The organism is Terriglobia bacterium (genome assembly GCA_020072815.1).
GTDB lineage: Bacteria > Acidobacteriota > Terriglobia > Terriglobales > Acidobacteriaceae > Angelobacter.
Genome location: JAIQGE010000024.1, coordinates 24,769 through 46,258, shown reverse-complemented (window position 1 = coordinate 46,258; position 21,490 = coordinate 24,769). Strand labels below are relative to the sequence as shown.

The following is a 21,490-nucleotide window of genomic DNA, read 5'->3' as shown; positions in this document are numbered from 1 at the left end:
TGAGCGGCGCGCTTCGAAAGCTGAAAAGAGCTTGAGGTCAATGAAGCTCGGCGGCGGTGTGGAGCGCAGCGACAGAATTGGAGATGAAATGAGAACCTACGAAGTAATGTTTATCGTGCGTCCGGAAGTGCTGGAAGAGGATCTGGACAAACTGATTGCCACGATGTCTGGCCACGCCACCACGGCGGGGGCAACCGTACAGAACGTGGAGAAGATGGGGAAACGGCGCCTGGCCTATGACGTGAACAAGTGCCAGGACGGCCAGTACGTGCTGTTTACGCTGAGTTCTGACGGCAAGGCCATCCACGAACTGGAGCGCCGCCTGCGCGTCACCGAGCAGGTGCTGAAATTCCTGACCGTGCGCACCGACGAAGAGCAGCAGCGGCTGGACAAAGTGAAGAAGCACCGCGCCGAGCACGCCAAGCGCGCTCCCACTCCGCCGCCGGCTGCCGCGGAAGCGCCAGGCGCTGCGCAAGGCGAGACCCCCGCGATCAACGCGTAACAGCAAAACATTTTCCGGCGCTGCATGACACGCGCTGGACTCAAGGAGAGTTATGGCTGACGAGCAACGACAAGAGAGTTCCGCACCACCATCCCGGCCACCATCGGGCGGCCGCCCGGACCGTCCGGACCGGCCCGATCGAGGCCCCGGCGGCCCCCGCGAAGGCGGACGCAAGTTCTTCCGGCGCAAGAAGGTTTGCAGGTTCTGCGTCGAAAAGATTGACGACATCAACTACAAGGACGTGCGTCTGCTGGGGCAGTTCGTGGCGGAACGCGGCAAGATTGTGCCGCGTCGGTTGACCGGAGTGTGCACGCCCCATCAGCGGCGGCTGACGGCGGCCATCAAGAGGGCCCGTAACATCGCCCTGCTGCCTTTCGCCGCGCGGTAGAGCAAACCCTACCACGGAAACACAGAGGCACGGAGGAAGGCAAGAATTGGAGCGCGGTGGTTCGGACGGCGCAATGGTCGTCACAGGCTGCAAGAATCATCGGCTAGTAGTACAACGAGATTCTTTACTGGAGATCTGTCATGGAAGTCATTCTTAAAGAAGATGTTCCTAAGCTGGGCCACCGCGGCGACGTGGTGAAAGTTGCCGAGGGATATGGCCGCAATTACCTGCTGCCGCGCAAGCTGGCCATTGAGGCCACCTCCGGCAACAAAGCTGTGATCGAGCAGATGAAGTCGTCCGCCGTGCGCCGCACCGCCGTGGAGAAGGCCGATTCGGAAGCCCTGGCCAAGCAACTGGAGGCCGTGAGCCTCTCTTTCCACCGCAAGGCCGGCGAAAAAGACCACCTGTTCGGATCGGTCACCTCGTCAGACATTGCGGAAGCGCTGGAACGCCAAGGCTTCAATATTGACCGCCGCAAGATCCAGCTGGACGAGCCACTCAAGAGCATCGGCGACTTTGAAGTTCCCATCCGCCTGCATCGCGACGTCACCAGCAAGGTGAAAGTATCAGTAGCGAAGGAAGCCGAAGCGTAACTTTTCACACCACACGCAGGCTCTGGGTTCAAGCCCAGAGCCTTTTCTGTTTTTGTTACCTTCCCCAATTGCCTGGCATTCGCAAAGACCGCCGGCGTATGATGACCGGCCATGTTCGACACGCCTTGGAAAAGACCGCCCAGGTGCCCTGAAGATCAAGTTACAGTGGAAGATATATGCGAGCTCTTGGGCGCGCCGCGTGAGTTTGCGACGCTCGAGAATTTTCAAAAGTACATATTCCCCTGCGCCCTGGCAGTGTGCAGCCATGATGAAGTCGCACGCTTACACCCTGGGAATTTTGAAGATGCCAAGCTCGGCGAGCTATTTGGCGAACACAGTTACAGCGAGGGCACGTTTCAACCTGCCTTGCGCGCCATTCTTAAAGAGTCGCCCGCAGCCTGGCGGAAAGGACTGGCGGCGTTTGAAATGCAGGCAGCATGCGCCTGCGCTGCCGATATTATGATTTCCCCGGGTTGGTCCTCGCATGCAGCCTCAACCACCCTGATGAACGACACTCTTCTCTTTGACGCGAACCAGCACAGCTATGATTTGCCCCCGGTGTCGCACTCCAGAATCGTCATTGATTACGGCCCGGGACTGCAGGGAAAGTTTCTCGTGCGGGAACACCTCAATGCCCTGGCCCAGGGTCGCCCTTTCGTTTACGTGCCTGTCACCAAGGGCTGCTTCATCGCCGCCTTCTTGATCAGTTTCGCAAGCACGTTGATGACGAAAGACTCGATGGCCGTCTACATGAACAACGGGTTCTTTGTTCCGCAAGAGGATGGTATCCTCTTCGCAACCAACAGGTTCGTTGTGTCAGCACCCGGCACTGTGGATGTGATCTTCTGCTCCGGCCTGCAACTTGTCGACAAGGTGGAGCTCAGGGCAGGAATCGTCAATGCATTCACCCTGCTGCGCTCCGGCGGGATTCTGTTGATCAGAAGCCAGAGGACCCGCGATCCGGAGGATTCTTCCACGGTGGACGATATGCTGGAAATTGCGTACGAGGCTGGATTTTCAGCAAAGACAACCCGCTTCTTCCATTCGATTTCCGGGGATTCGCGACTGGGAAAAGCAACGCCGACGGTCTCTGCGATCTTAACGAAAGACTGAGCAGCGGTACCGGGCGGGAGACCTACCCGCTACACGTCCATACCCGATATTTCCTATCCGGTCGGGCATCTGGGCGGTTTTGCACCCCTGCCCGGGCAAGATTCGGCTGCCTGCGGCGGCCCCTTTTAAAACTGTTCGAAAATGGGATAACCTCAGCTTACGTCTCGTGTTTTGGCGCGTCCAAGTAATTGCAAGCAGAGAGGATTACAGGGACACTAAAACAGATGCCGGCCGAAACTGCACTGTGGAAAGGAGCGGTTGGCGCGAACGGTAAACGGAGCTCACATTCCTCCGGAGCAATGGTGAGTCAACCCCTAAGCCGCGTTCACGACAGCGAGCTGATTCGCTCCGCTCAGCGGGGCGACTGCGCCGCTTTCGAAGCACTGGTCCGCCAGTATGATCAGGCCGTGCTCCGTCTGGCGCTGCACCTGACCGGCTCGGAAGCCGACGCGCGCGACATTTACCAGGAAGCGTTCCTCAAGGCGTATCGCCACATCGGCAATTTCCGGTTTGAATGTTCCTTTTACACGTGGATTTACCGCATCGTCACCAACCTGTGCTTGGACCATCTGCGCAAGCGGCAGACGCGCAAAGAAGATTCCGCGGTGGTGACCGATTCGAGCGGACAGGAAATGGATTTGCTGGACCGCGTGTCTGACGACCGCGCCGGCGCGAATCCGGAACGCGACCTGATGCGGCGAGAGCTGGGCGCGAAGATCGCGGCAGCGCTTACCCGGCTGACGCCGCGGGAACGCATGGTTTTTGAATTAAAGCATTACCAGGGGCTGCGCCTGCGCACCATCGGCGAGATGCTCAATACCACGGAAGAAACGGCCAAGAACACGCTCTTCCGGGCGACGCAGAAGCTAAGAGGCGTATTGGCGCCGATGAGAAGTAAGTAGCTAGCAGCTAGCAACTAGCTTTTGTTTAGAAGATGCAGGCAGCCTGGTGAACAAAGAATTGGGATTTGAGCTAAGTGCTAGTTGCCAGTTGCTAAGTGCTATTTGCTAAGTGCTGAGGTTTTTATGAACTGCGAATGGGTAAAAGAAAACGTTGTCCTCTACATGTATGACGAACTGGGGGACGACGCGAAATACGAGTTTGAGCATCACGTGAACCATTGCCTGGGTTGCCGCAAGGAAGTGGAGCAGGCGCAAGCGTTCAAGAAGGACATGGCGGCGTTTCCGGTCCAGGAGGTCTCTCCCAACCTGCTGGCCGCAAGCCGCATGAAGCTGCAGGAAGAGCTGGAACACGCCGAACAGGCGCGCGGCGGCTGGGGCATGTTCGTCTTTGACGTTGCCGGATGGATGCACCAGCTCAAACTGGCTCCGGCGCTGACCGTGGCGCTGCTGATGATCGGCTTTACTGGCGGGGTGCTTACCACATGGCGCATAGCCAACCACCCCGAGGCCCCCACCGGAACAGGCACTTCGATCCTGCCCCAAGAAGCCAGCATCGCCGGCTTTGAGTCTATCGTCCAGCAGCCCAATTCCAACCGAGTTCAAGTGAAATATGACACCCTGCGGCCACAGGTGTATGAAGGGACGGCGGACGATCCCCAGATGCAATCACTGCTGATGGCGGCGCAAAACAGCAACAACATTGATGTACGGCTGGTGGCCATGGGAATTCTGAAAAGCCGTACACAAGACGATGACGTGCGCGATGCACTGATCTCCCGGTTACACTATGACGACAATGCGGGCGTGCGGCTCCAGGCCCTGGACGCGCTCAAAGGCTACGTGCGCGACGACCGCCGCGTGCGCGATGCCGTACTGGAAGCGCTGCGGTATGACTCGAATCCCGGCGTCCGCCAGGAGGCGATCAGCCTGCTGGACCCGGTGAAAGCGGACAGCAGCGTTCGCGACGTGTTGCACGGGTTGCTGAATGACCAGAATGCGTCGATCCGCGGCCAGGCGCAGCGGTATATCGCCAGCACCCCGAATCTGGACTAAGAAAGCGACACAGACAAAATCGAAATGTCGACGAAGTACTTACAACTCGCGGCCCTTTTCTTGACGGCCAGTGTGGCTGCAGGGGCGCAGAAGCCCATCCATCGCTCCGGCAATGAGTGGATCCAGGAAATCAAAGGCACTTTGCCGGCCAACAAGATCGTACGCGTGCGCTCCACGGCCGGGGCCATTAGGGTGCAGGGCGGAAATCAGCTGAGCATCAGCTACGTGATCCGCGAACACGTCTATGCCGGCTCGGAAGCCGCAGCGCGCGCCGAATTCAAGCGCCTGAAGTTCAGCACGTTCAATTCCGCGGAAGGCGCCATCCTGCGCGCGGACTGCGAAGGCACCCGGCAGGGCTACATTGATTTTGAAGTCCACGTTCCGCTGCAAACCGCGGTGGTCAAACTGGAGACCCAGGGCGGGGCGGTTTCCGCCAACGGGATTGAGGGCAAAGTGATCGCCAGCACCGGCGGGGGCAACATCCAACTGGACCAGATTGGCGGCGGTGTTTCGGTGTCCAGCGCCGGCGGGGGCATTGATATTGGCCGCGTGGGCCATGATGTGGACGCGAATACCGTGGCCGGCAATATTCGCATTGCCTCAGCGGGCGGGAAAGTACGAGCCAGTTCGGGCGGCGGCAACTTGAACATCGGAGCGGCCAAAGTCATGACCTTAAGCACCGGGGCCGGCTCCATCAGCGTGACCAAATGTGATGGCGGCATCAAGGCGGAAACCGGCGGCGGCGCCGTTGAAGTCACCGAGTCGGGAGGCCCGGCGCAGATCGAAACCAGCGGTGGCAAGATCAGAGTGGGCGTGATCCACGGAGGTTTGCGGGCAGAGACAGGCAGCGGACCGATTGTGGCGACGCTCGCCCCGGGCGTGAAAATCTTCAGCGATTCCCGGCTGGAAACCAAGATGGGCGACATTATTGTGTACGTGCCGGACGGCCTGGGCGTGACCATTGTGGCCACCGTGGACACGGCACGCGGATCCGGCATCACCAGCGAGTTTTCTGAACTCAAGATTGACAAACCCAAAGAGCGGTTTGGCCCGCGCTCCATGTTCGCCAAAGGCAATTTGAACGGCGGAGGACCTCTGCTGCACGTCCACACCACCACGGGAAATATCGAGCTCAAACGGATGGCAAAGAATGAATAACTTCCGGAACGTCCTACAGACGTCCCGATAATTCTTGGATTGGGGGAATGCTCCAATGATCAAAACATTAGCAACAACGCTCCTGCTCGCCGGGCTGGCCCTGCCCGCCGCGTCCGCCGGCCCGGAAGAACAGCCGGAAATGCAAAGCAAGAACATGGAAGTCCTGCTGGGCGCAGCCGCGCAAGGCCGGTCGTACCTGGGCGTGGACATCCGGGACATCACGGCGGACCGCGTTGGGCCGCTGAAGCTCAAGGAAGAACGCGGCGTAGAGGTCACCATGGTGGACCAGGACGCGCCCGCGGGGAAAGCCGGCTTGAAAGAACATGACGTCATTCTGGATTTCAACGGCGCGCGCATTGAAAGCGAGGAACAGCTTCGGCGCATGATCAAAGAAACGCCGCCGGGACGCACCGTGACGCTGAACGTGAGCCGCGACGGCAACATCATGAAGATCAGCGCCCAACTGGCCGATCGCAGCAAGGTTGTAGCGGAGAGCCATCCGAGCTGGCCAGTCGTGCCGCGGATACCGGAGATGCCCAATGCGTTCGGCGTCCCTAACGTGATCGTGATGCAAAGCTATTCACGGATCCTGGGCATCCAGACGGAAGGCTTGACCCGGCAGCTGGGTGAATACTTTGGCGTGAAGAACGGCGAAGGCATCCTGGTGCGCAGCGTGGAAAAAGGCAGCGCGGCGGAAAAAGCGGGGATCAAAGCCGGTGACGTGATCGTGAAAGCGGAAAACGAAAAGCTTACGGACCGCTCCGACCTGTCGCGCATACTGCGCAGCCACCGCGAAGCCGGCAAGATCAATCTGGGCATTGTCCGTGACAAGCACGAGCAAACGGTCACGGTAGAAGTGCCGCAACACGGCGCCAAAGACTCCTCCAAGCTCTACCTTGATTTCGATGACATGGAACTGCTGGAAGGCAATATTGACAGCATCATCGAGGATTCGGTGGCCGATCCTGACGAGCCGTCAGAGTCGCATAACCTGGTCTTCCCCGGCAGGGAGCTGCGGGCACAGTTGCGCAGCGCGCTGGCCGCGGTCAGAAGCCAGCAGCCGGAAATGCGCCGGGCTTTTCGCGACGCGCGCAACGAACTCCGCCGGACGGAAAAGCTCATGCAACAAGAGCTGAAGATAGAAATCAAAAGATATGTTGACGCGTTGATCTAGCTCTTTCTGCCCCCGTGCCTCCTCAAGCAAAGCGTGGCCTAACCAGCCACGCTTTCTTGTTGGCGCTGCTTCTTACGGGGCGTGCAGTTTGAGCAGAGTCGCAGGATCAAGATACGTGCCCTGCCAGCGCACGCCAAAATGAAGATGCGGCGCGGTGGCACGGCCAGTGCCGCCACTCAGTCCCAGAAGCTGGCCTTTCTCTACCGCGTCACCCTCTTTGACCTTGAACTCCGAGAGGTGCATGTACAGGGTGATCAATCCGTCGCCGTGATCCAGGGCGACGCAGTTACCTTCGAAATAAAGACTGCGGGCCAGAAGCACTTTGCCGCTGTTGGTGGCATGCACGGGCGTGCCGGTGTTGGCGTGGAAGTCGAGTCCTTGATGCTGGTTGCGCAATTTGCCATTGAACACGCGCCCCGCGCCAAAGACTCCGGTGGGGTCGGTTTGCGTGGGAGCAACAAAACTGCCGGACCAAACCGACTCCTGCGTAGTCTCCGCGAAGACGCGCTTCTTGAGCGCCGCTTCTTCCTCCAGGCGCGGTTGGATCTCCTTGGGAGGCTCAACGAAGCCTGGCGCCACTTTCAAAGCCGTGGAAGGGTAGTGAGCGGCCCTGACCAGCACGTCATGGCTGAAGGCCAAGCTGTGGTTGGTGGCGCTGTCGCCTTCCAGGTGAAGCGGGTATTTGCCGGGCTTGGTGGACAGTTCTACGCCCCCCAGAGCGTACCAGCATTTGCATTTCGCATTGAAGCGGAACCGGAGTTTGTGCCCGAGCCACGTCGCTTGCAGCGACGTCAGCGCCGCCGGCGGCGTCACGCGAAACAGCACCGGCGAGCCGTTGACGGGGCGGAGAGGCTCCAGGGTGACTCTCCAGGCAGGGGATTGGGCCTCCGCGCACAAGGGAAGGAGGAATATTAGTGTCAGAAGAGAACGCGCAAATTGGGGGGAGCGAGAGCGCATGATTGGTTGTTTTTTCAGGGGCGGAAGCCTGCTCACTCCGTCCAGCGACGGAAAATCAACGACCCGTTGGTGCCGCCGAAGCCGAAGGAATTCGACAGCGCGATATCGAACGACGCTTTGCGCGCGGTGTTCGGCACGTAATCCAGGTCGCACTTGGGATCAGGAGTTTCCTGGTTGATGGTAGGAGGAAGAACCTGGTCGCGCAAGGCCAGAATGGTAATGCCGGCTTCCAGGCCGCCGGCACCGCCCAGCAGGTGTCCGGTCATGGACTTGGTGGAACTCACGGCGATCTTGGTGCCCTCTCCGAACGTGCGCTTGATGGCCAAGGTTTCCAGCGCGTCGCCGATGGGCGTGGAAGTGCCGTGGGCGTTCACGTAGCCCACGTCGGCGGGCGTGATCTTGGCGTCATGAATGGCGTTCATCATCACGCGGTAGCCGCCTTCTCCGTCCTCAGCCGGCTGGGTAATGTGGAAGGCGTCCGCGCTCATGCCGTAACCGATGATCTCGGAGAGGATGGGCGCTCCGCGCTTGCGGGCAAATTCCAGCTCCTCCAGGATGACGATCCCGGCGCCTTCGCCGATGACGAAGCCGTCACGCCCGGCGTCCCAAGGACGGCTGGCCTTTTCCGGCTCGTCATTGCGCGTGGAAAGAGCGCGCATGGCCCCGAAGCCTCCCACGCCCATGCGAGTGATGGCCGCTTCACTGCCGCCGGCGATCATGGCCTCAGCATCAGAGCGCTGGATGATCTCATACGCGTCGCCGATGGCGTGGGCGCTGGTGGTACAGGCGGTGGCTGTGGCTTCATTGGGACCCTTGGCCCCATAGCGGATGCTGACGTGCCCGGCCGCCAGATTGACGATGGCGGCGGGAATAAAAAAAGGCGAGATCTTGCGCGGCCCCCCGGTAAGCAGAGCTTCGTGCTCACGTTCAATCACATCAAAGCCGCCCACGCCGGAGCCTATGTGCACACCTACGCGGCTGGAGATCTCCGGGGTCACCTGAAGCCCTGACATCTTCATGGCTTCATCGGTGGCGGCCAGCGCCAGGTGGATGAAGCGGCCCATCTTCTTTACTTCCTTTTTTTCAATGAAGTTCAGGGGATCAAAGTTCTTTACTTCGGCGGCAATCTGGCAGGCAAAGGGACTGGGGTCAAAGTGGGTGATTCTACTGACTCCGCTCTTGCCGGCAAGGATGTTCTTCCATACCTCAGGGCTGGTGTTGCCCACAGCGCAAATCATGCCCAACCCTGTTACGACGACACGCCTGGCCAACGTTACTTCCCGCCTTTCGCGTGCTTGTCAATGTACTCGATGGCGTCTTTGACCGTGCGGATCTTTTCCGCGTCTTCGTCCGGGATCTCAATATCAAAGGCTTCCTCGAAGGCCATGACCAGCTCCACGGTATCCAGCGAGTCGGCGCCGAGGTCATCCACGAATGAGGCGTTCTGCGTGACTTCGCCCTCATCCACTCCGAGCTGCTCCACGATAATCTGCTTTACCTTCTCTTCGACTGCTGATGCCATAGAATCGCGTCTCCTTGTGATTTCTGCTGCGTAATTTCTTCTGCGTGATTTCTGCTGCTGTGCGTCCCGGACGGCAAGGGATCACTGTTTTACTGACTTCGCATTCCGTTGAATGTAAGCAACCGCGTCCTGGACGGTGACGATCTTTTCCGCGTCGCTGTCCGGGATTTCCATCCCAAAACTTTCTTCAAAGGCCATGATCAATTCCACGCGGTCCAGGGAGTCAGCGCCCAGATCGTCGGCAAACGACGCCTTGGGCTTGACCTCCTCGGGCTCGACCCCAAGCTGGTCGACGATAATCTGGGTCACCCGGTCCTCAACCGACGGCATGGAATCTCCTCACAACGGTAAACCGCTTAGTGTAATTGTTGGAAAAATGTTGTGTAAAGGGCCGCACCCAACTCTACCATGTCCCGCGAAAGGCGCAAGCGCGGGCCGCCTGGCAGCCCCAGACCTTCTTTCCCGGGCCTGGGGTCGCATACAATGGATGCCAGCCTTCCATGCGCGGGTTCCTCGTCAAATATCTTAGCTGGCTTACCGCCCTGAAAGCGCTGGGAGCGTGGGGCGTTTTTCTGCTGGCAGGCATTGACGCTTCCCTTTTCGGCGTCCCCATGGACCCCCTGGTGGCGGGCTACGTCTATGCCAACCCTCACCGGGCATGGCTTTATTGCATTGCCGGGGCGGTGGGATCGGCCCTGGGCAGCCTGATTCCTTACGGCATTGGCCGGGCCGGCGGAGAGCTCATCCTGCTCAAGCGCATGGATCCGGGCCGCCTGCAGCGCATACGCGACCGCTTTGAACGCCAGGAGTTTCTGGCCTTGATGATTCCGGCTACCCTGCCTCCGCCTACGCCTTTCAAGCTGTTTGTGCTCTCAGCCGGCGTATTTGAGATGAAGGTGGTGAATTTTCTTGCGGCCATTATTGCTGGCCGTCTGGTGCGCTTTGGCGTGCTGTCTGTGCTGACTGTGTTTTTTGGTCCGCAGATTGTGGGGCAGGTGAAAAACCTGTTCAAGAACCATCTGTGGCTGGCAATTGTGGCGGTTGTTGTGGTGGCCGGGCTGGTTTACCTGCTGTTTCGCCTGCTGCGCCAGCCAGTGAAAGAAGTAGCTGAAGAGATGAAGCACTCGGAAGGAACCCGGAATTAAGCCGGGACCGCGTTGCGGCTGGTCCCGGCTGGAGGCTTATCCGTAAGACTAAGCGGAAACCGCCGGCTCTCCCGCGATGTCAGGTTCCGAAGCGACGGTGGCGTTGCTTCGAGGGCGCTGTCCGGGCAGGTAGGCGCAGCAGGAGTCCTCACCAAACATGTCGCCGGCAATCGCCCAGGAGCGGGCGCGCGAGCCGCCGCAGATTTCCTTGAACTCGCAGCGGCCGCACTTGCCGGTGAGCAAGGAAGGATCGCGCAGGGACTTGAACAGCAGCGAGTTCCGGTAAATCTCCGCCAGCTTCTGGTGACGCACGTTGCCCGCGGAAACCGGCATGCAACTGCTGGCGAAAACCTCCCCTGAACTAGTGACGAACACCGATTCTCTGGTTTCATTGACGGGCAACACACCGGGGACGCCTTCTTCCCGAAAGATATTATCGGCGTGTTCTATGCTTACCTTGCGGGCCTTGGTCCGCTCCTGCAACACAAAGCGGCGGTAGTGCTGGGCTTCAACCGTCTTGATCTTGAAAGGCACTTGCTGGGCCAGAGCGTAAAGCCGGGCAAAAATTTCTTCAAATTCCTCCGGCGAAGGCCCATCTTCCACTTGCTCCTGTTCGCCTGGCACGGCCACTGGGAACGAGACGCTCCAAGCGATCAGCCGGAAGTTCTTCAGGATGGCAGCGATGCCTTCAAGGTCATTCCAGTTCTGCCGGGTCGCCGTAGTCTGGATCTGCACCGGGATGTGACAATCCGTGGCCCATTGGATGGCTTGGAGGGTGCGATCAAACGATCCTTCTATCCCGCACCGGCTGTCGTGAAGCTCAGGCGTGGAGCCATCCAGAGTCAAACCCAGCCGCGATAATCCTGCAGACTTGAGTGCCGCGATGCTTTTGCCGGTCAGCGACCGGCTGGCGGTGATCAGCATGTTGGGGTGCAAGTGGCACGAAACCGCGTAGCGAACAAAACTGAGGATTCCTGGCCGCTTGAGCGGGTCTCCGGTAAATACAAAAACGCGGGGACCGAGTTCCCCAATTTCGCGGATGAGTTGTTCCGCCTCGGGGTCAGTTAGTTCTGAGGACGCCAACGGGCTCGGCGGGCGCTCGCTCGCGGGTGGCGTGGTGGTCTCCCACACCACAATAAGTGGAGTTGTGTTTAAATCAATTTTGTTTTCCATGGTCCGTCAAACCTGCAAAGCTTAAATCGTTAGGAGCATGGTACTTCGGATGGGGCTTTGTCCCCAATCAGTGATTTGGATGGGGATGGGCGGCGGACGGGGCAAAATGAACTAACCCAAAGAAAACAAATTACTTGAAGGCTTGGCGGGAAAGATTAGAACTGCCCCTGAGACACGCGGAGAACGGGCCTGCGGTTAAAAAACCTAATAAACTTTTTAACGTTGAGACGCACCCCACCGGCCTAGACGAGTGGGGCAAGAAAGACTGTGAACGGCGTTCAGATCCGGGCGGTTTCGCTATCTGTCGAACGAGTGGCGTAGGCCACCAGCGCCGGCAATCCGAAGAAGACTGCCGAGAACATCAGGTCAGACACAACTCCCGGCCGGAAGAACGGCAGGGCGGCCGTGTAGCACGCGGCCAATCCCGCCAGGGTCTTAGGATAACCAATGTAGCCGGCAGCCCAGACCGCGAAGTTGGTGATCAGAAAAAATGAGACGGAGCTGCCCAGCGCAGCGCCTCCGACATAAAGCGGCTTCACCCGGTTGTGCAGCAGAACTCCCAGGAAGCACGCGCCCACGTACCAGGCCCAGACCACTGTCTGGTCCCAGGTGAAGGGGAACTGATAGACCTTGAAATTCAGATACAAATCAGAAGCTATCAAGAGCGCTACCGGCGCCCAAAACTGTTTGCGCGGCATGCGCGACCCGAAGAATAGAAGCGCCGCTCCCACGGGAGTAAATCCATGGGTGGCAAAGGTCCCTGTACCAGCCAGGGCGCGCACGGCAACGGCAATGACCACAAACAGGTAAGCGAGCATTTGAGACACCTCAGCAGCAAGTATTCTGAGGGCTTGGGCTGTCCAGCGTCAAGCACCCCAGTCAAGGACGGCTTCCAGCGGGCCCCTTGTCGCGGACCAGCGGACGGCCCAATGACATGTCCAGCACGTTGAGCCGCGGATCCAGCGTCAGGTAGCCGGCCAGGGGCGGCGCTTGCCCGCGAACCGCGTCCGGCGATGTGAAACGCAGATCAACAAACTGGACTTGATAGCCAGCGTCGCCGGGAAGGCGCTCGGTGGCGACCACGGGGTATTGCGCCCAGTCGAGAAAGACGCGGCCCAGCCTGGATTTCTTGGCGGCCAGTGTCACCGGCGTTTCCTCCGGCTTGTAATACACCATCATGGAGCCTTGCGAATCAATTTCTCCGGAATGAGAGTTCACCGGCAGCACGCCGAAAAAGTTCTGGGTCTCAACCACGCCGTTCCAGGCAAACGGATTCAAGCTCATGCGCGGGGCGAAGGCGGAGATGCGCAGCGCGTCCTCGCCGCGATAATTCACCGATTGCAGAGCGGTGAGCGCGCGGCGATGGCCCAGGTCGCGCGCGAAGATCACGGCGATAAGACAGACCAGGGCAAAGATGGCCCCGCCCCGTCCGCGAAAAGGCTGCTTCTTGGCGCCCACTTCATCGGTGATCAGACCCAGCATGCCGGGGACGGCGAGCCCCAGAAACAGCGCGGCCAGCATGACCGGATCGATGAGAGAAACGATGTCCCAGGAAAACCACTTTGGGTTGAATGGAGCAAACGGCCGCACGCCGTAGCTGTTGGTGAAGTCCTGCAGAATATGCAGCAGCACGGCAAGCAGCGCGTAAAGATACAGCAGTTTCCATTTGACCGGAACCTTGGTTCCGCCGCCGCGAAGCCGCAGCAGGCGATGGATGCCATAGGCGATGGCCAGTGCAAGCCCGGCGACAAAGGGCGCGCCGAGCAGCGTGTGGGTGAAACCGCGGTGATGCTGAAAGTAAGAGACCGAGCCGCCGAAGACGCTGAGGATGTCCACGTCCGGGGCCTCGGCGGCCAGGACCAGCGTGAGCGTGGCCAAACCGGTCGTGCGGTTCAGGCCGGCGCGGCTGAGACAGGCTCCGGTGAGGATGTGGGTGAGAGGGTCCAGTTGCTTTAGCCTCCGGGGTGAATCCGACATTGTATTCAGAGCAGTCAGCAATCAGCAATCAGCATTCAGCAAGCCATCCAAAAATCCAAAAATCTTTGAAACACGGAGGAAGGGAGGAAACGGAGGATTGTGAAATCTTCCTCCAAAATCCTCCGCTACCTCAGTTCCTCCGTGTTTCAAAGGTCTTGGATTTTGCTGACTGCTATTTGCTAGCTGCTATTTGCTCCCTCACGGCATCAACAACCTGAAAGTCTTCTCTTCAATGCCGACTTCCACGGGAAGGCGTCCGAGCGATTCGCCGTCGGCTTCGCAGTGGATATCGTTCGCCATGGGACTGCTGCACCGGACCCGGCGGGAGAACACCACGGTCACCTGAGGAACGTTCCAGTTGCGTCCGCTGGCCACGCTGTAAAAATAGTTGAGGAAGTGGCGGACTTTGTTGGTGCGGAAGAGCAGCAGGCGGAAATCGTCGCGAGTGATGGCCGATTCCAGGTTCACGAAGCGCAGCAGGCCAGGAAACCTGGTGGCTCGGATGGCCATCACCAGGGAGACTTCGTCGTGCAGCGTCTGGCCGCTTTCGTCCTGCCATTCCACGTGGAACATGGGGAACTTGCCGTAGCGGGTCATGCGCGCCATCTCCATGAAGTACGCCATGCGGCCGAAGCGCTGCTTGGACTCCACGGCGGTGCGGTACATGAGTTCGGCGTCTGCGCCCACGCCGGCGGCGACAATAAAGTTGCGCCGCTGCGTGCCGTTCTTGCTCTGCGAAGTAATAAATCCGGGATGAATTTCGCGCGGAGTGTAACGGAGAAGAGCATTCGCCGCGGCCACGGGGTTGGTTGGGAGACGCAGGTCGGTGGCCAGCAGGTTGCCGCTGCCCAAAGGGACCACGCCCAGCGCGGCCTGCGAACCGCTGACCACCAGGCCGTTCATGGCTTCATTCACGGTGCCGTCGCCACCGCATACGATGATGGTGTCAAACCCGCCAGCCGCGGCGGTCTGCGCTTGCGCTGTGGCGCTGCCGGCGTGGGCGGTGGCGCAGGTTTCCAGCTCAACGCCGGCGGAGCGAAAGACTTCAGCGATCTTGACGATCTGCTGGGTGCGGGCTTCGCGCCGGGTGCCGGACGCCGGGTTGTAGAGAAGAAATATTTTCTGCATGCCTGTCGCTTAAAAGTCTTGAAACACGGAGGAACGGAGGCAGCGGAGGATTTTGTACGCGATTCTAATTTCCTCCGCGTCCTCCTTCCCTCCGTGTTTCAAAAGGTTTTGGGACTTCGCTTCTTCGCCGATTCCTTGCTGCAACGCTTCAAGCTGCTGGACAGTATCGCAAACAAGCTGTACGCCATGGAAAGCGCGCAGACAATATAATCTGTTCGCATGGCTACCGCCGCCAAATCCAAGGCCAAAGACCTCGAAAAGAAGATTGAGAAGCTGCGCGTGGAGATCCGCCGCCACGAGCACCTGTATTACGTCCTGGACGCGCCGGAGATCAGCGACGCGGATTTCGACCTGATGATGCAGGAGCTGAAGCGCCTGGAAGCCGCGCACCCGGAGCTGGTCACGCCGGATTCGCCGACGCAGCGGGTAGGCGGCAAGCCGCGCGAAGGCTTCGTCAAAGTCGAGCACTCGCGGCCCATGCTGTCACTGGACAACGCTTACAGCGAAGAAGAGTTGCGCGACTGGGACCGCCGCGTGCGCGAGCTGGCCGGCAGCGACAAGATCGAGTACGTTTGCGAGTTCAAGATGGACGGCATGTCGCTGGCGCTGACCTATCGCGATGGGCGGATGCGCTCGGGCGTCACGCGCGGCGACGGCTCCGTCGGCGAAGACGTGACCAGCAACGTCCGCACCATGCGCACCGTGCCGCTGACGATTGAAGCGGCCGCGCTGAAGAAGGCGGGCATACCACCGGATTTTGAAGTGCGCGGCGAAATCATTATGCCGCTGGCTTCGTTTGAGCGCATGAACAAAGACCGCGAAGCGCAAGGGCTGGCCACCTTCGCCAACCCGCGCAACGCCGCGGCGGGGACCATCCGCGTGCTGGAGCCGAATATTGTGGCGCAGCGCCGCTTGGATCTGTACGTGTACTTCCTGCTGGTGAACGGCAAGTATTTTCCTGACCAGCAGTCTGACGCGCTCAAGGCCATGCACGCCGCGGGCTTCAAAGTGAACAAGTACCACACGCTGGCCCGCAACCTGGACGAAGTCCTGGCGTTCATCGCCAAGGGCGAGCAGTTGCGGGAAAAGCTGCCATACGAAATTGACGGCATCGTGATCAAAGTGAACTCCATGCGTACGCAGGAGCGGCTGGGCTTTACCGGGAAAGCTCCGCGCTGGGCCATCGCGTACAAGTACGCGGCGCGCAGCGGCGTCACAAAAATCGAAGACATCGTGGTGAACGTGGGACGCACCGGTAAGCTCACGCCATTGGCGTTGCTCAAACCGGTTTCGATTGGCGGTACCACGGTGAGCCGGTCCACGCTGCACAACATGGACGAGATTGAGCGCCTGGGCGTGAAGATTGGCGACTGGGTCACGGTGGAGCGCGGCGGCGACGTGATTCCCAAAGTGGTGCAGGTGATCGAGGACAAAGACCATCCGCGCGGCACCAGGAAGTTCCACATGCCGGAACGCTGTCCGGAGTGCGGCGGGCATGTGGTGCGGGTGGAAGGCGAGGCCGACCATCGCTGCGTGAACACGGCGTGTCCGGCCAAGTTGCGGGAGAGCATCCTGCATTTTGCCGCGCGCTCGGTGATGAACATTGAAGGCATGGGCGAATCGCTGGTCAACCAGCTGTGCGACAGCAAGCTGGTGAAAGACATCGCTGACATTTACGACCTGAACAAGGAAAAGCTGCTCACGCTGGAGCGCATCGGCGATAAGTCCGCCGAGAACCTGCTGGCGGAAATTGAAGCCTCGCGCAAGCTGCCGCTGGAGCGCGTGATTTACGGGCTGGGCATACGCTTTGTGGGTGAGCGCACCGCCGAATTTCTGGCCGAACACTTTGGGGCGATGGACGCGATCATGGGCGCGTCGGTTGACGAATTGCAGGAAGTGGATGAAGTTGGTCCGCGCATTGCGGAAAGTATCCACGAATTCTTTGCCGAACCGCGCAATCGCGCGCTGGTGAAGCGACTCAAAGACCATGGCTTGACCTTGACCGGCAAGAAACGCGTCCGCGGCACGGCGCTGGCGGGCAAGACGTTTGTGCTCACTGGCACGCTGGCCAACTACTCGCGCGACGCCGCCAAAAAGCTGATTGAAGACGCCGGCGGAAAAGTGTCGGGCTCGGTGAGCAAGAAGACGGACTACGTGGTTGCCGGCGACGATCCGGGGTCGAAGCTGGACAAGGCGCGCGAGCTGGGTGTGAAGGTGATTGGGGAGAAGGAGATGGAGGGGCTGGTCAAAGGATGAGCGTTCCACTCCAGGAGCGTACAATCGCCACTGGCGCCGGCCAGCTTCGCAAATCCTGAAGCGGTCCGGAGATGGGTCAAAAAAAAGGAGAGCTAGATGCGCCGCAGCCCGATTCTGCTTTTTGCCTTTTTCATCGCAATCCTGCTGGCCGTAGCCGCGCAGCAGTGCCTGGCCGACAATCTTCCGGGCGGGTCTTATCAACAGAGCTGCCGCAACATGAGCGCCAACGGGGGCACGCTCTCCGCTCAATGCCGCACACGCAGCGGTAACTGGCCCAATACGTCACTACCCAATTATCACCAGTGCATCGGCGACATTCAGAATCAAGATGGCCAACTCAGATGCAATCGCGGCGCGGCCCCTCCTGGAGGCTCCTACACCAGAAGCTGCCGTGATGTCTGGCTGGAAAACGGGACGTTGCACGCGAGTTGTCAGAACCGTGGTGGCGTCTGGATTACCAGCGTTCTGCCCAATATTTCGCAATGCCGCGGCGACATCCAAAACCAGGAAGGCCAGCTCCGGTGCGACCGCGGAGCAACACCACCCGGCGGTTCCTATACTGCGAGCTGTCGTGATATCTGGCTCGACAACCAGACCTTGCACGCCAATTGTCAGAACCGCAATGGCGGCTGGGTTTCAAGCACGATCCCCGACATCTCGCGATGCCGCGGCGATATCCAGAACCAGGATGGACAGCTCCACTGCAACCTCGGCGGCGCCACACCCCGCGGTTCCTACATGGGAAGTTGTCGTGACATATGGGTTGACGGGACCGTGCTGCACGCGTCTTGCCCGAATGGGTCTGGTGGCTGGTTTCCCGGGGCCATTGACATGTTCGGGTGGTGTTTGGGCGATATTTTCAATTTCAACGGGGCGCTCACGTGCAACAAATTACCGCTGCCCGGCGGTTCCTATCAGCAAACTTGTAGCGATATGTGGGTCAGCGGCGACACCGTGAATGCCCATTGCAAGACCGCCGGCGGTGGCATGGCAACGGCGCAACTCACGCAATTTTCCCATTGCCTGCCCGGCTCCATTGAGAACCACGGCGGAACGCTGGTGTGTACGTTTGGGAACCAGCCTCCGCCACAGGGGTCGTATCGCCAGTCATGCAGCAACATAGCAATGACTGATTTTACGTTGACGGCGAGCTGCGTCACCGGCTCCACTCGAGTCCTGGCGCAAACCTCAAGCCTCGACGTGCGCGGATGCACCGGCGACATCGCCAACATCCACGGGTTTCTGACCTGCCCCAAAGGCAATGGACCTGAGCCTGCAGGGTCCTACCTGAAGAGCTGCCGGAACATTGTGGTGGCAGGGACCGTTCTCAAGGCCCTGTGCGAAACACCGCAAGGGAACTGGCTGCCTACGACCCTGGCAAACTATCAGACCTGCGCAGGAAGGATTGAGAACTACAACGGCGTTCTCCGCTGCCCGGCTGGTCCGCCTCCGCCGGGGCCGCCCTCGCCGGTGGGGTACGCCAAGCTTGAGGTCAACAATTGCAATAGCGACGTGGACCGGGTCGGCAAGCACCGAAGCATCAGCGTATATCTTCTTGATCTCAACTTGCCCGCCGCCGGCTATTGGCTGTCAGCGCGAATGAAGACGCAGTATGCCGAAGACGGATCGTGCCCATTTGATGAGAACGGGCAGCCCGCGGATCCGGACACGATCAACCTCATCGGACACAACGGCTGGGTCAATGGCCACTCGTTCAAAGTGGTGATCGTCGATCCGCTCATGCAGGCTTGCGAAGGCCAGGACAATCCGCTGATTGACAATTGCGTCCGGAACTCATTCTTCATTAAGGCCAACACTGACGGCGATACCTTTAAGTACGTAGTATGGTAGCGAGCGCGCGAATCGCATTCAACGCTTTCTCCGCCTCCGCCGTGCGCAACCGAAGACGGACGCAAAAGCGATGACGGAGTTCAGGGAAGAGGATTTTAGGGAGCTGAAGTGATTTCGCCGATCTGAGAAGAAACCTTACCGCTGATTAACGCGGATGACGCGGATTGGAAGTAACAATTCCATGAAATTGTCATCTTGTCTATAACAACGACGGCGGTGTCAAGGGTAAACGAGAGCGTCGACGCCACGGGTGTTAGAGAAGCGCCATTTCGCTCTCGAGGGAATTGCTTTTTCTGCATAAGACCAAGGCTCGCGTTTCTTGGTGAATCACCGGTGGAAGCGTTACGCTCCACCAATCATCTATGCGGTCAGTTCCACCGACCATGATTCTTGTCTTCGAACTCCCAGACTTTTCTGGGAGGCAGGGCGCCCATTCAAGCGACCGGGGTTAACCTTCCCCCACAAGATGACTCGGGCTACCCTGCATGCGAGTGGCGGAGTAAGGCTGTTGTGTTCGCCATATCCAGTACAGCCGCACCGCCAGTTTGCGCGCTACCATGACCTTGGCGACTCCCGCATGCTTTCTGTGTTTGAGCCGCTGATAGGCGCGCTTTAATTCCGGAACCAGACGGGCCGCGCTCTGGCCCGCTTCCACCAACAAACTGCGTAGCATGGGATTGCCTTGCTTGCTGATACTCCCCAGCCGTTGCCGGCCGCCGCTGGAGTGCTCGGCTGGATTCAATCCCAGATAGCTGACTACTTGCTTGCTGTGAGCAAAACGGTCGACCCTGCCTAGCGTCAACCCAAAGGCCAGAGCCGTGATCGGTCCGACTCCGGGATGGGTCTGGAGCAGTCGCGCGATCCCGTCCTGGGCCGCGGCCTGCTCGACCGCCGTATCCAGTTCCGCGATGCTGCGATTCAACTGCTCCAGCAGCTGCAGATCATCGGCACGCCGCCGCGCCGTCCAGCCCGTCAAAGGCAACTCCTCTAACAGCTGGCGGCCTTTCTGCGTCCACAGCTTCCGCTTCTGCTGGACTCCCTGGTTCAGCGCCAGGTGCTGCAGTTGGTTCTTGATCTGCCGGCGCACACTCACCAGTTTTTGCCGATGCAGCAGCAGTTGCCGTGTGTCCCGCTGCTCCAGGCCCGGCACCCACACCTGGGGAAACCGGCCTTCGACTAACAGCGTTAACAACAACTCGGCGTCGCGTCGGTCGGTCTTCTGCTTGCGCACCTCCATGGCCCGGATCTTGGCGGCATCGCCCATCCGCAGCTCATGGCCTAGTTCGGCCAGCAGACGCTCCAACCACAGCGTGTTGCCGCAGGCTTCCATGCCTACGATCACCGGGCCAGAGAGTCCGCGGTAGAACTCAGCCGCTTCCTCCCGGGTCAGCCTCCGTCCCGTGTGTTCTCCTGTTTCTGTGTCGACCATCGCAATTTGCTGGAAACTCGGATGGAAATCACAGCCTATAATCTTCATTGGCGGCTCCTTTCGTCCGAGTCTTGGTCTTTGCAAACTCAAGTTTACTCGGCGCTCTTAGGAGCCGTCGTTGTTATGAAATCAAGCAAGCCCGAGCGACGCAGGAAGCGAGGGCGCGTCGAAAGATCCCGAGGGTGCTTACTCCACCATGCTGATCAGGGCGTTTTACCCAGTGATCCCGACATAGAGCATGCCAGACCAGGCGGAGAGAATGTAGACCCAGAACTTGTAATGGAAACTGTCGCGCACGCGGAAGAGTAGAGATGCGATTGGGGTAGAACACACCGTAGCGGCATGGCAGAGGACACATCCTCGGGATCTTTCGACGCGCACTCAGTCGCTAACGCTCCCTTGCGCTTGCTCAAGATGACAATCGCTAGAACTTTTCCCTGATTCTTCTGTACGTCGTCGCCAAATCTTCCGGCAGGATGCGCGTTTCGCCCACCACGCTCATGAAGCTGGCGTCGGCCACCCATCGTGGCAGGATATGCATGTGGATGTGGCCGGCCACGCCGGCGCCGGCGGCTTTTCCAAGGTTCATGCCCAGGTTGAGGCCGTCCGGGCGGTACAGCTCGCGCAGGATGCCTTCCATCTTCTGGGTCAACTCCATCATTTCCTGGGCGGCGGGAGCGGGCAGCTTGAGCAGCTGGTCAACGTGCTGGTAAGGGACCACCATGACGTGTCCGCTGGTGTAGGGGAAGGTGTTCAGGATGACGAAGCAGTGCCGGCCGCGGTGGACGATCATGTTCTTGGCGTCGGACTCGGCGGCGGATTCGGACTGGGATGGAGCGTCGGGCTGAGCTTGGGACTGGCCTTCGCCACTCTGGGCCGAGCCCGTCCGGGCGGAATCTTTCCCCGCGTCGTCTGTCGTCCGCTCTTCGGCTTTTTTGGCGTCGGCGGTCTTGCCTTGCTCATTTTTGTGGCCTACAACCCGGCAAAACAGGCAGCCCTGGGCCTGCTCCGCGGTGGTGACGTAGGCGTAGCGCCAGGGGGTGAACAGGAAGTCCATGACCCTGGAAAGATACCAGACGGACAGGCCTGAAGAACGGGTTTTAGCGGCCTGCGGCGTTTGACACTCCCTTGGGGCGTTGCTACACTCGAAGGAGTCTTATGGCCCATTC

The 21,490-nt window shown here is 59.5% G+C and carries 21 protein-coding genes; 11 read left to right on the top strand and 10 right to left on the bottom strand.

From position 1 onward, the window contains the following. Positions 1-88: 88 nt before the first annotated feature. The 8 genes from rpsF to LAO20_22215 all read left to right on the top strand — a co-directional run bounded on the left by rpsF (position 89) and on the right by LAO20_22215 (position 6,883). Complete coding sequence (rpsF, locus tag LAO20_22250; GenBank protein MBZ5534157.1) at positions 89-502, top strand: 30S ribosomal protein S6; 414 nt, start codon at positions 89-91, stop codon at positions 500-502. A gap of 52 nt (positions 503-554) precedes the next feature. Continuing rightward, the gene (rpsR, locus tag LAO20_22245; protein ID MBZ5534156.1) at positions 555-890 is read left to right on the top strand and encodes a 30S ribosomal protein S18; all 336 of its coding nucleotides are present in this window, start codon (positions 555-557) and stop codon (positions 888-890) included. Positions 891-1,030: 140 nt separating this feature from the next. Then, complete coding sequence (gene rplI / locus LAO20_22240; GenBank protein MBZ5534155.1) at positions 1,031-1,483, top strand: 50S ribosomal protein L9; 453 nt, start codon at positions 1,031-1,033, stop codon at positions 1,481-1,483. A 111-nt stretch (positions 1,484-1,594) separates the two neighbouring features. Beyond that, a complete protein-coding gene (locus tag LAO20_22235) occupies positions 1,595-2,596 on the top strand; it encodes a hypothetical protein (protein MBZ5534154.1) in 1,002 nt (333 codons plus the stop codon). A 224-nt stretch (positions 2,597-2,820) separates the two neighbouring features. Further along, on the top strand, positions 2,821-3,498 hold the full coding sequence (locus tag LAO20_22230) for a sigma-70 family RNA polymerase sigma factor (GenBank protein ID MBZ5534153.1): 678 nt from the start codon (positions 2,821-2,823) through the stop codon (positions 3,496-3,498). Between the two features lie 123 nt (positions 3,499-3,621). After that, positions 3,622-4,551 (top strand): hypothetical protein, encoded by a 930-nt coding sequence (locus LAO20_22225; GenBank protein ID MBZ5534152.1) that lies wholly within the window; start codon positions 3,622-3,624, stop codon positions 4,549-4,551. A gap of 24 nt (positions 4,552-4,575) precedes the next feature. Then, a complete protein-coding gene (locus LAO20_22220) occupies positions 4,576-5,709 on the top strand; it encodes a hypothetical protein (GenBank protein ID MBZ5534151.1) in 1,134 nt (377 codons plus the stop codon). A gap of 55 nt (positions 5,710-5,764) precedes the next feature. After that, positions 5,765-6,883, top strand: a complete 1,119-nt coding sequence (locus LAO20_22215; GenBank protein MBZ5534150.1) for a PDZ domain-containing protein — start codon at positions 5,765-5,767, stop codon at positions 6,881-6,883. A gap of 72 nt (positions 6,884-6,955) precedes the next feature. Here the strand turns inward: LAO20_22215 and LAO20_22210 are convergent, their stop codons facing one another. The 4 genes from LAO20_22210 to LAO20_22195 all read right to left on the bottom strand — a co-directional run bounded on the left by LAO20_22210 (position 6,956) and on the right by LAO20_22195 (position 9,692). After that, positions 6,956-7,780, bottom strand: coding sequence for a M23 family metallopeptidase (locus LAO20_22210; protein ID MBZ5534149.1), 825 nt, complete (start codon positions 7,778-7,780; stop codon positions 6,956-6,958). 92 nt (positions 7,781-7,872) lie between these two features. After that, a complete protein-coding gene (fabF, locus tag LAO20_22205) occupies positions 7,873-9,111 on the bottom strand; it encodes a beta-ketoacyl-ACP synthase II (protein MBZ5534148.1) in 1,239 nt (412 codons plus the stop codon). A 2-nt stretch (positions 9,112-9,113) separates the two neighbouring features. Next, a complete protein-coding gene (gene acpP / locus LAO20_22200; protein ID MBZ5534147.1) occupies positions 9,114-9,362 on the bottom strand; it encodes an acyl carrier protein in 249 nt (82 codons plus the stop codon). 81 nt (positions 9,363-9,443) lie between these two features. Beyond that, positions 9,444-9,692 (bottom strand): acyl carrier protein, encoded by a 249-nt coding sequence (locus tag LAO20_22195; GenBank protein ID MBZ5534146.1) that lies wholly within the window; start codon positions 9,690-9,692, stop codon positions 9,444-9,446. A 170-nt stretch (positions 9,693-9,862) separates the two neighbouring features. On the opposite strand from LAO20_22195, the gene LAO20_22190 reads away from it, so the two are divergent. After that, positions 9,863-10,507: a VTT domain-containing protein gene (locus tag LAO20_22190; protein MBZ5534145.1), complete on the top strand. Its 645-nt coding sequence runs from the start codon at positions 9,863-9,865 to the stop codon at positions 10,505-10,507. A 48-nt stretch (positions 10,508-10,555) separates the two neighbouring features. Here LAO20_22190 and LAO20_22185 read toward each other — a convergent pair whose 3' ends face one another. From LAO20_22185 to LAO20_22170, 4 genes are all read right to left on the bottom strand, one after another. After that, positions 10,556-11,680: a radical SAM protein gene (locus LAO20_22185; protein ID MBZ5534144.1), complete on the bottom strand. Its 1,125-nt coding sequence runs from the start codon at positions 11,678-11,680 to the stop codon at positions 10,556-10,558. Positions 11,681-11,958: 278 nt separating this feature from the next. Continuing rightward, on the bottom strand, positions 11,959-12,498 hold the full coding sequence (locus tag LAO20_22180) for a hypothetical protein (GenBank protein ID MBZ5534143.1): 540 nt from the start codon (positions 12,496-12,498) through the stop codon (positions 11,959-11,961). A 61-nt stretch (positions 12,499-12,559) separates the two neighbouring features. After that, complete coding sequence (locus LAO20_22175; protein ID MBZ5534142.1) at positions 12,560-13,657, bottom strand: metal-dependent hydrolase; 1,098 nt, start codon at positions 13,655-13,657, stop codon at positions 12,560-12,562. A 198-nt stretch (positions 13,658-13,855) separates the two neighbouring features. Further along, positions 13,856-14,785: a YegS/Rv2252/BmrU family lipid kinase gene (locus tag LAO20_22170; GenBank protein ID MBZ5534141.1), complete on the bottom strand. Its 930-nt coding sequence runs from the start codon at positions 14,783-14,785 to the stop codon at positions 13,856-13,858. A gap of 219 nt (positions 14,786-15,004) precedes the next feature. Between LAO20_22170 and ligA the strand changes: the two genes are divergently transcribed. Next, positions 15,005-17,041, top strand: a complete 2,037-nt coding sequence (gene ligA / locus LAO20_22165) for an NAD-dependent DNA ligase LigA (GenBank protein MBZ5534140.1) — start codon at positions 15,005-15,007, stop codon at positions 17,039-17,041. 96 nt (positions 17,042-17,137) lie between these two features. Further along, positions 17,138-18,892, top strand: coding sequence for a CVNH domain-containing protein (locus tag LAO20_22160; protein ID MBZ5534139.1), 1,755 nt, complete (start codon positions 17,138-17,140; stop codon positions 18,890-18,892). A 448-nt stretch (positions 18,893-19,340) separates the two neighbouring features. Here the strand turns inward: LAO20_22160 and LAO20_22155 are convergent, their stop codons facing one another. Both LAO20_22155 and LAO20_22150 read right to left on the bottom strand, forming a co-directional pair. After that, positions 19,341-20,369 (bottom strand): IS110 family transposase, encoded by a 1,029-nt coding sequence (locus LAO20_22155; GenBank protein ID MBZ5534138.1) that lies wholly within the window; start codon positions 20,367-20,369, stop codon positions 19,341-19,343. A gap of 376 nt (positions 20,370-20,745) precedes the next feature. Beyond that, the gene (locus tag LAO20_22150) at positions 20,746-21,114 is read right to left on the bottom strand and encodes an HIT domain-containing protein (protein ID MBZ5534137.1); all 369 of its coding nucleotides are present in this window, start codon (positions 21,112-21,114) and stop codon (positions 20,746-20,748) included. Between the last annotated feature and the right edge of the window lie 376 nt (positions 21,115-21,490).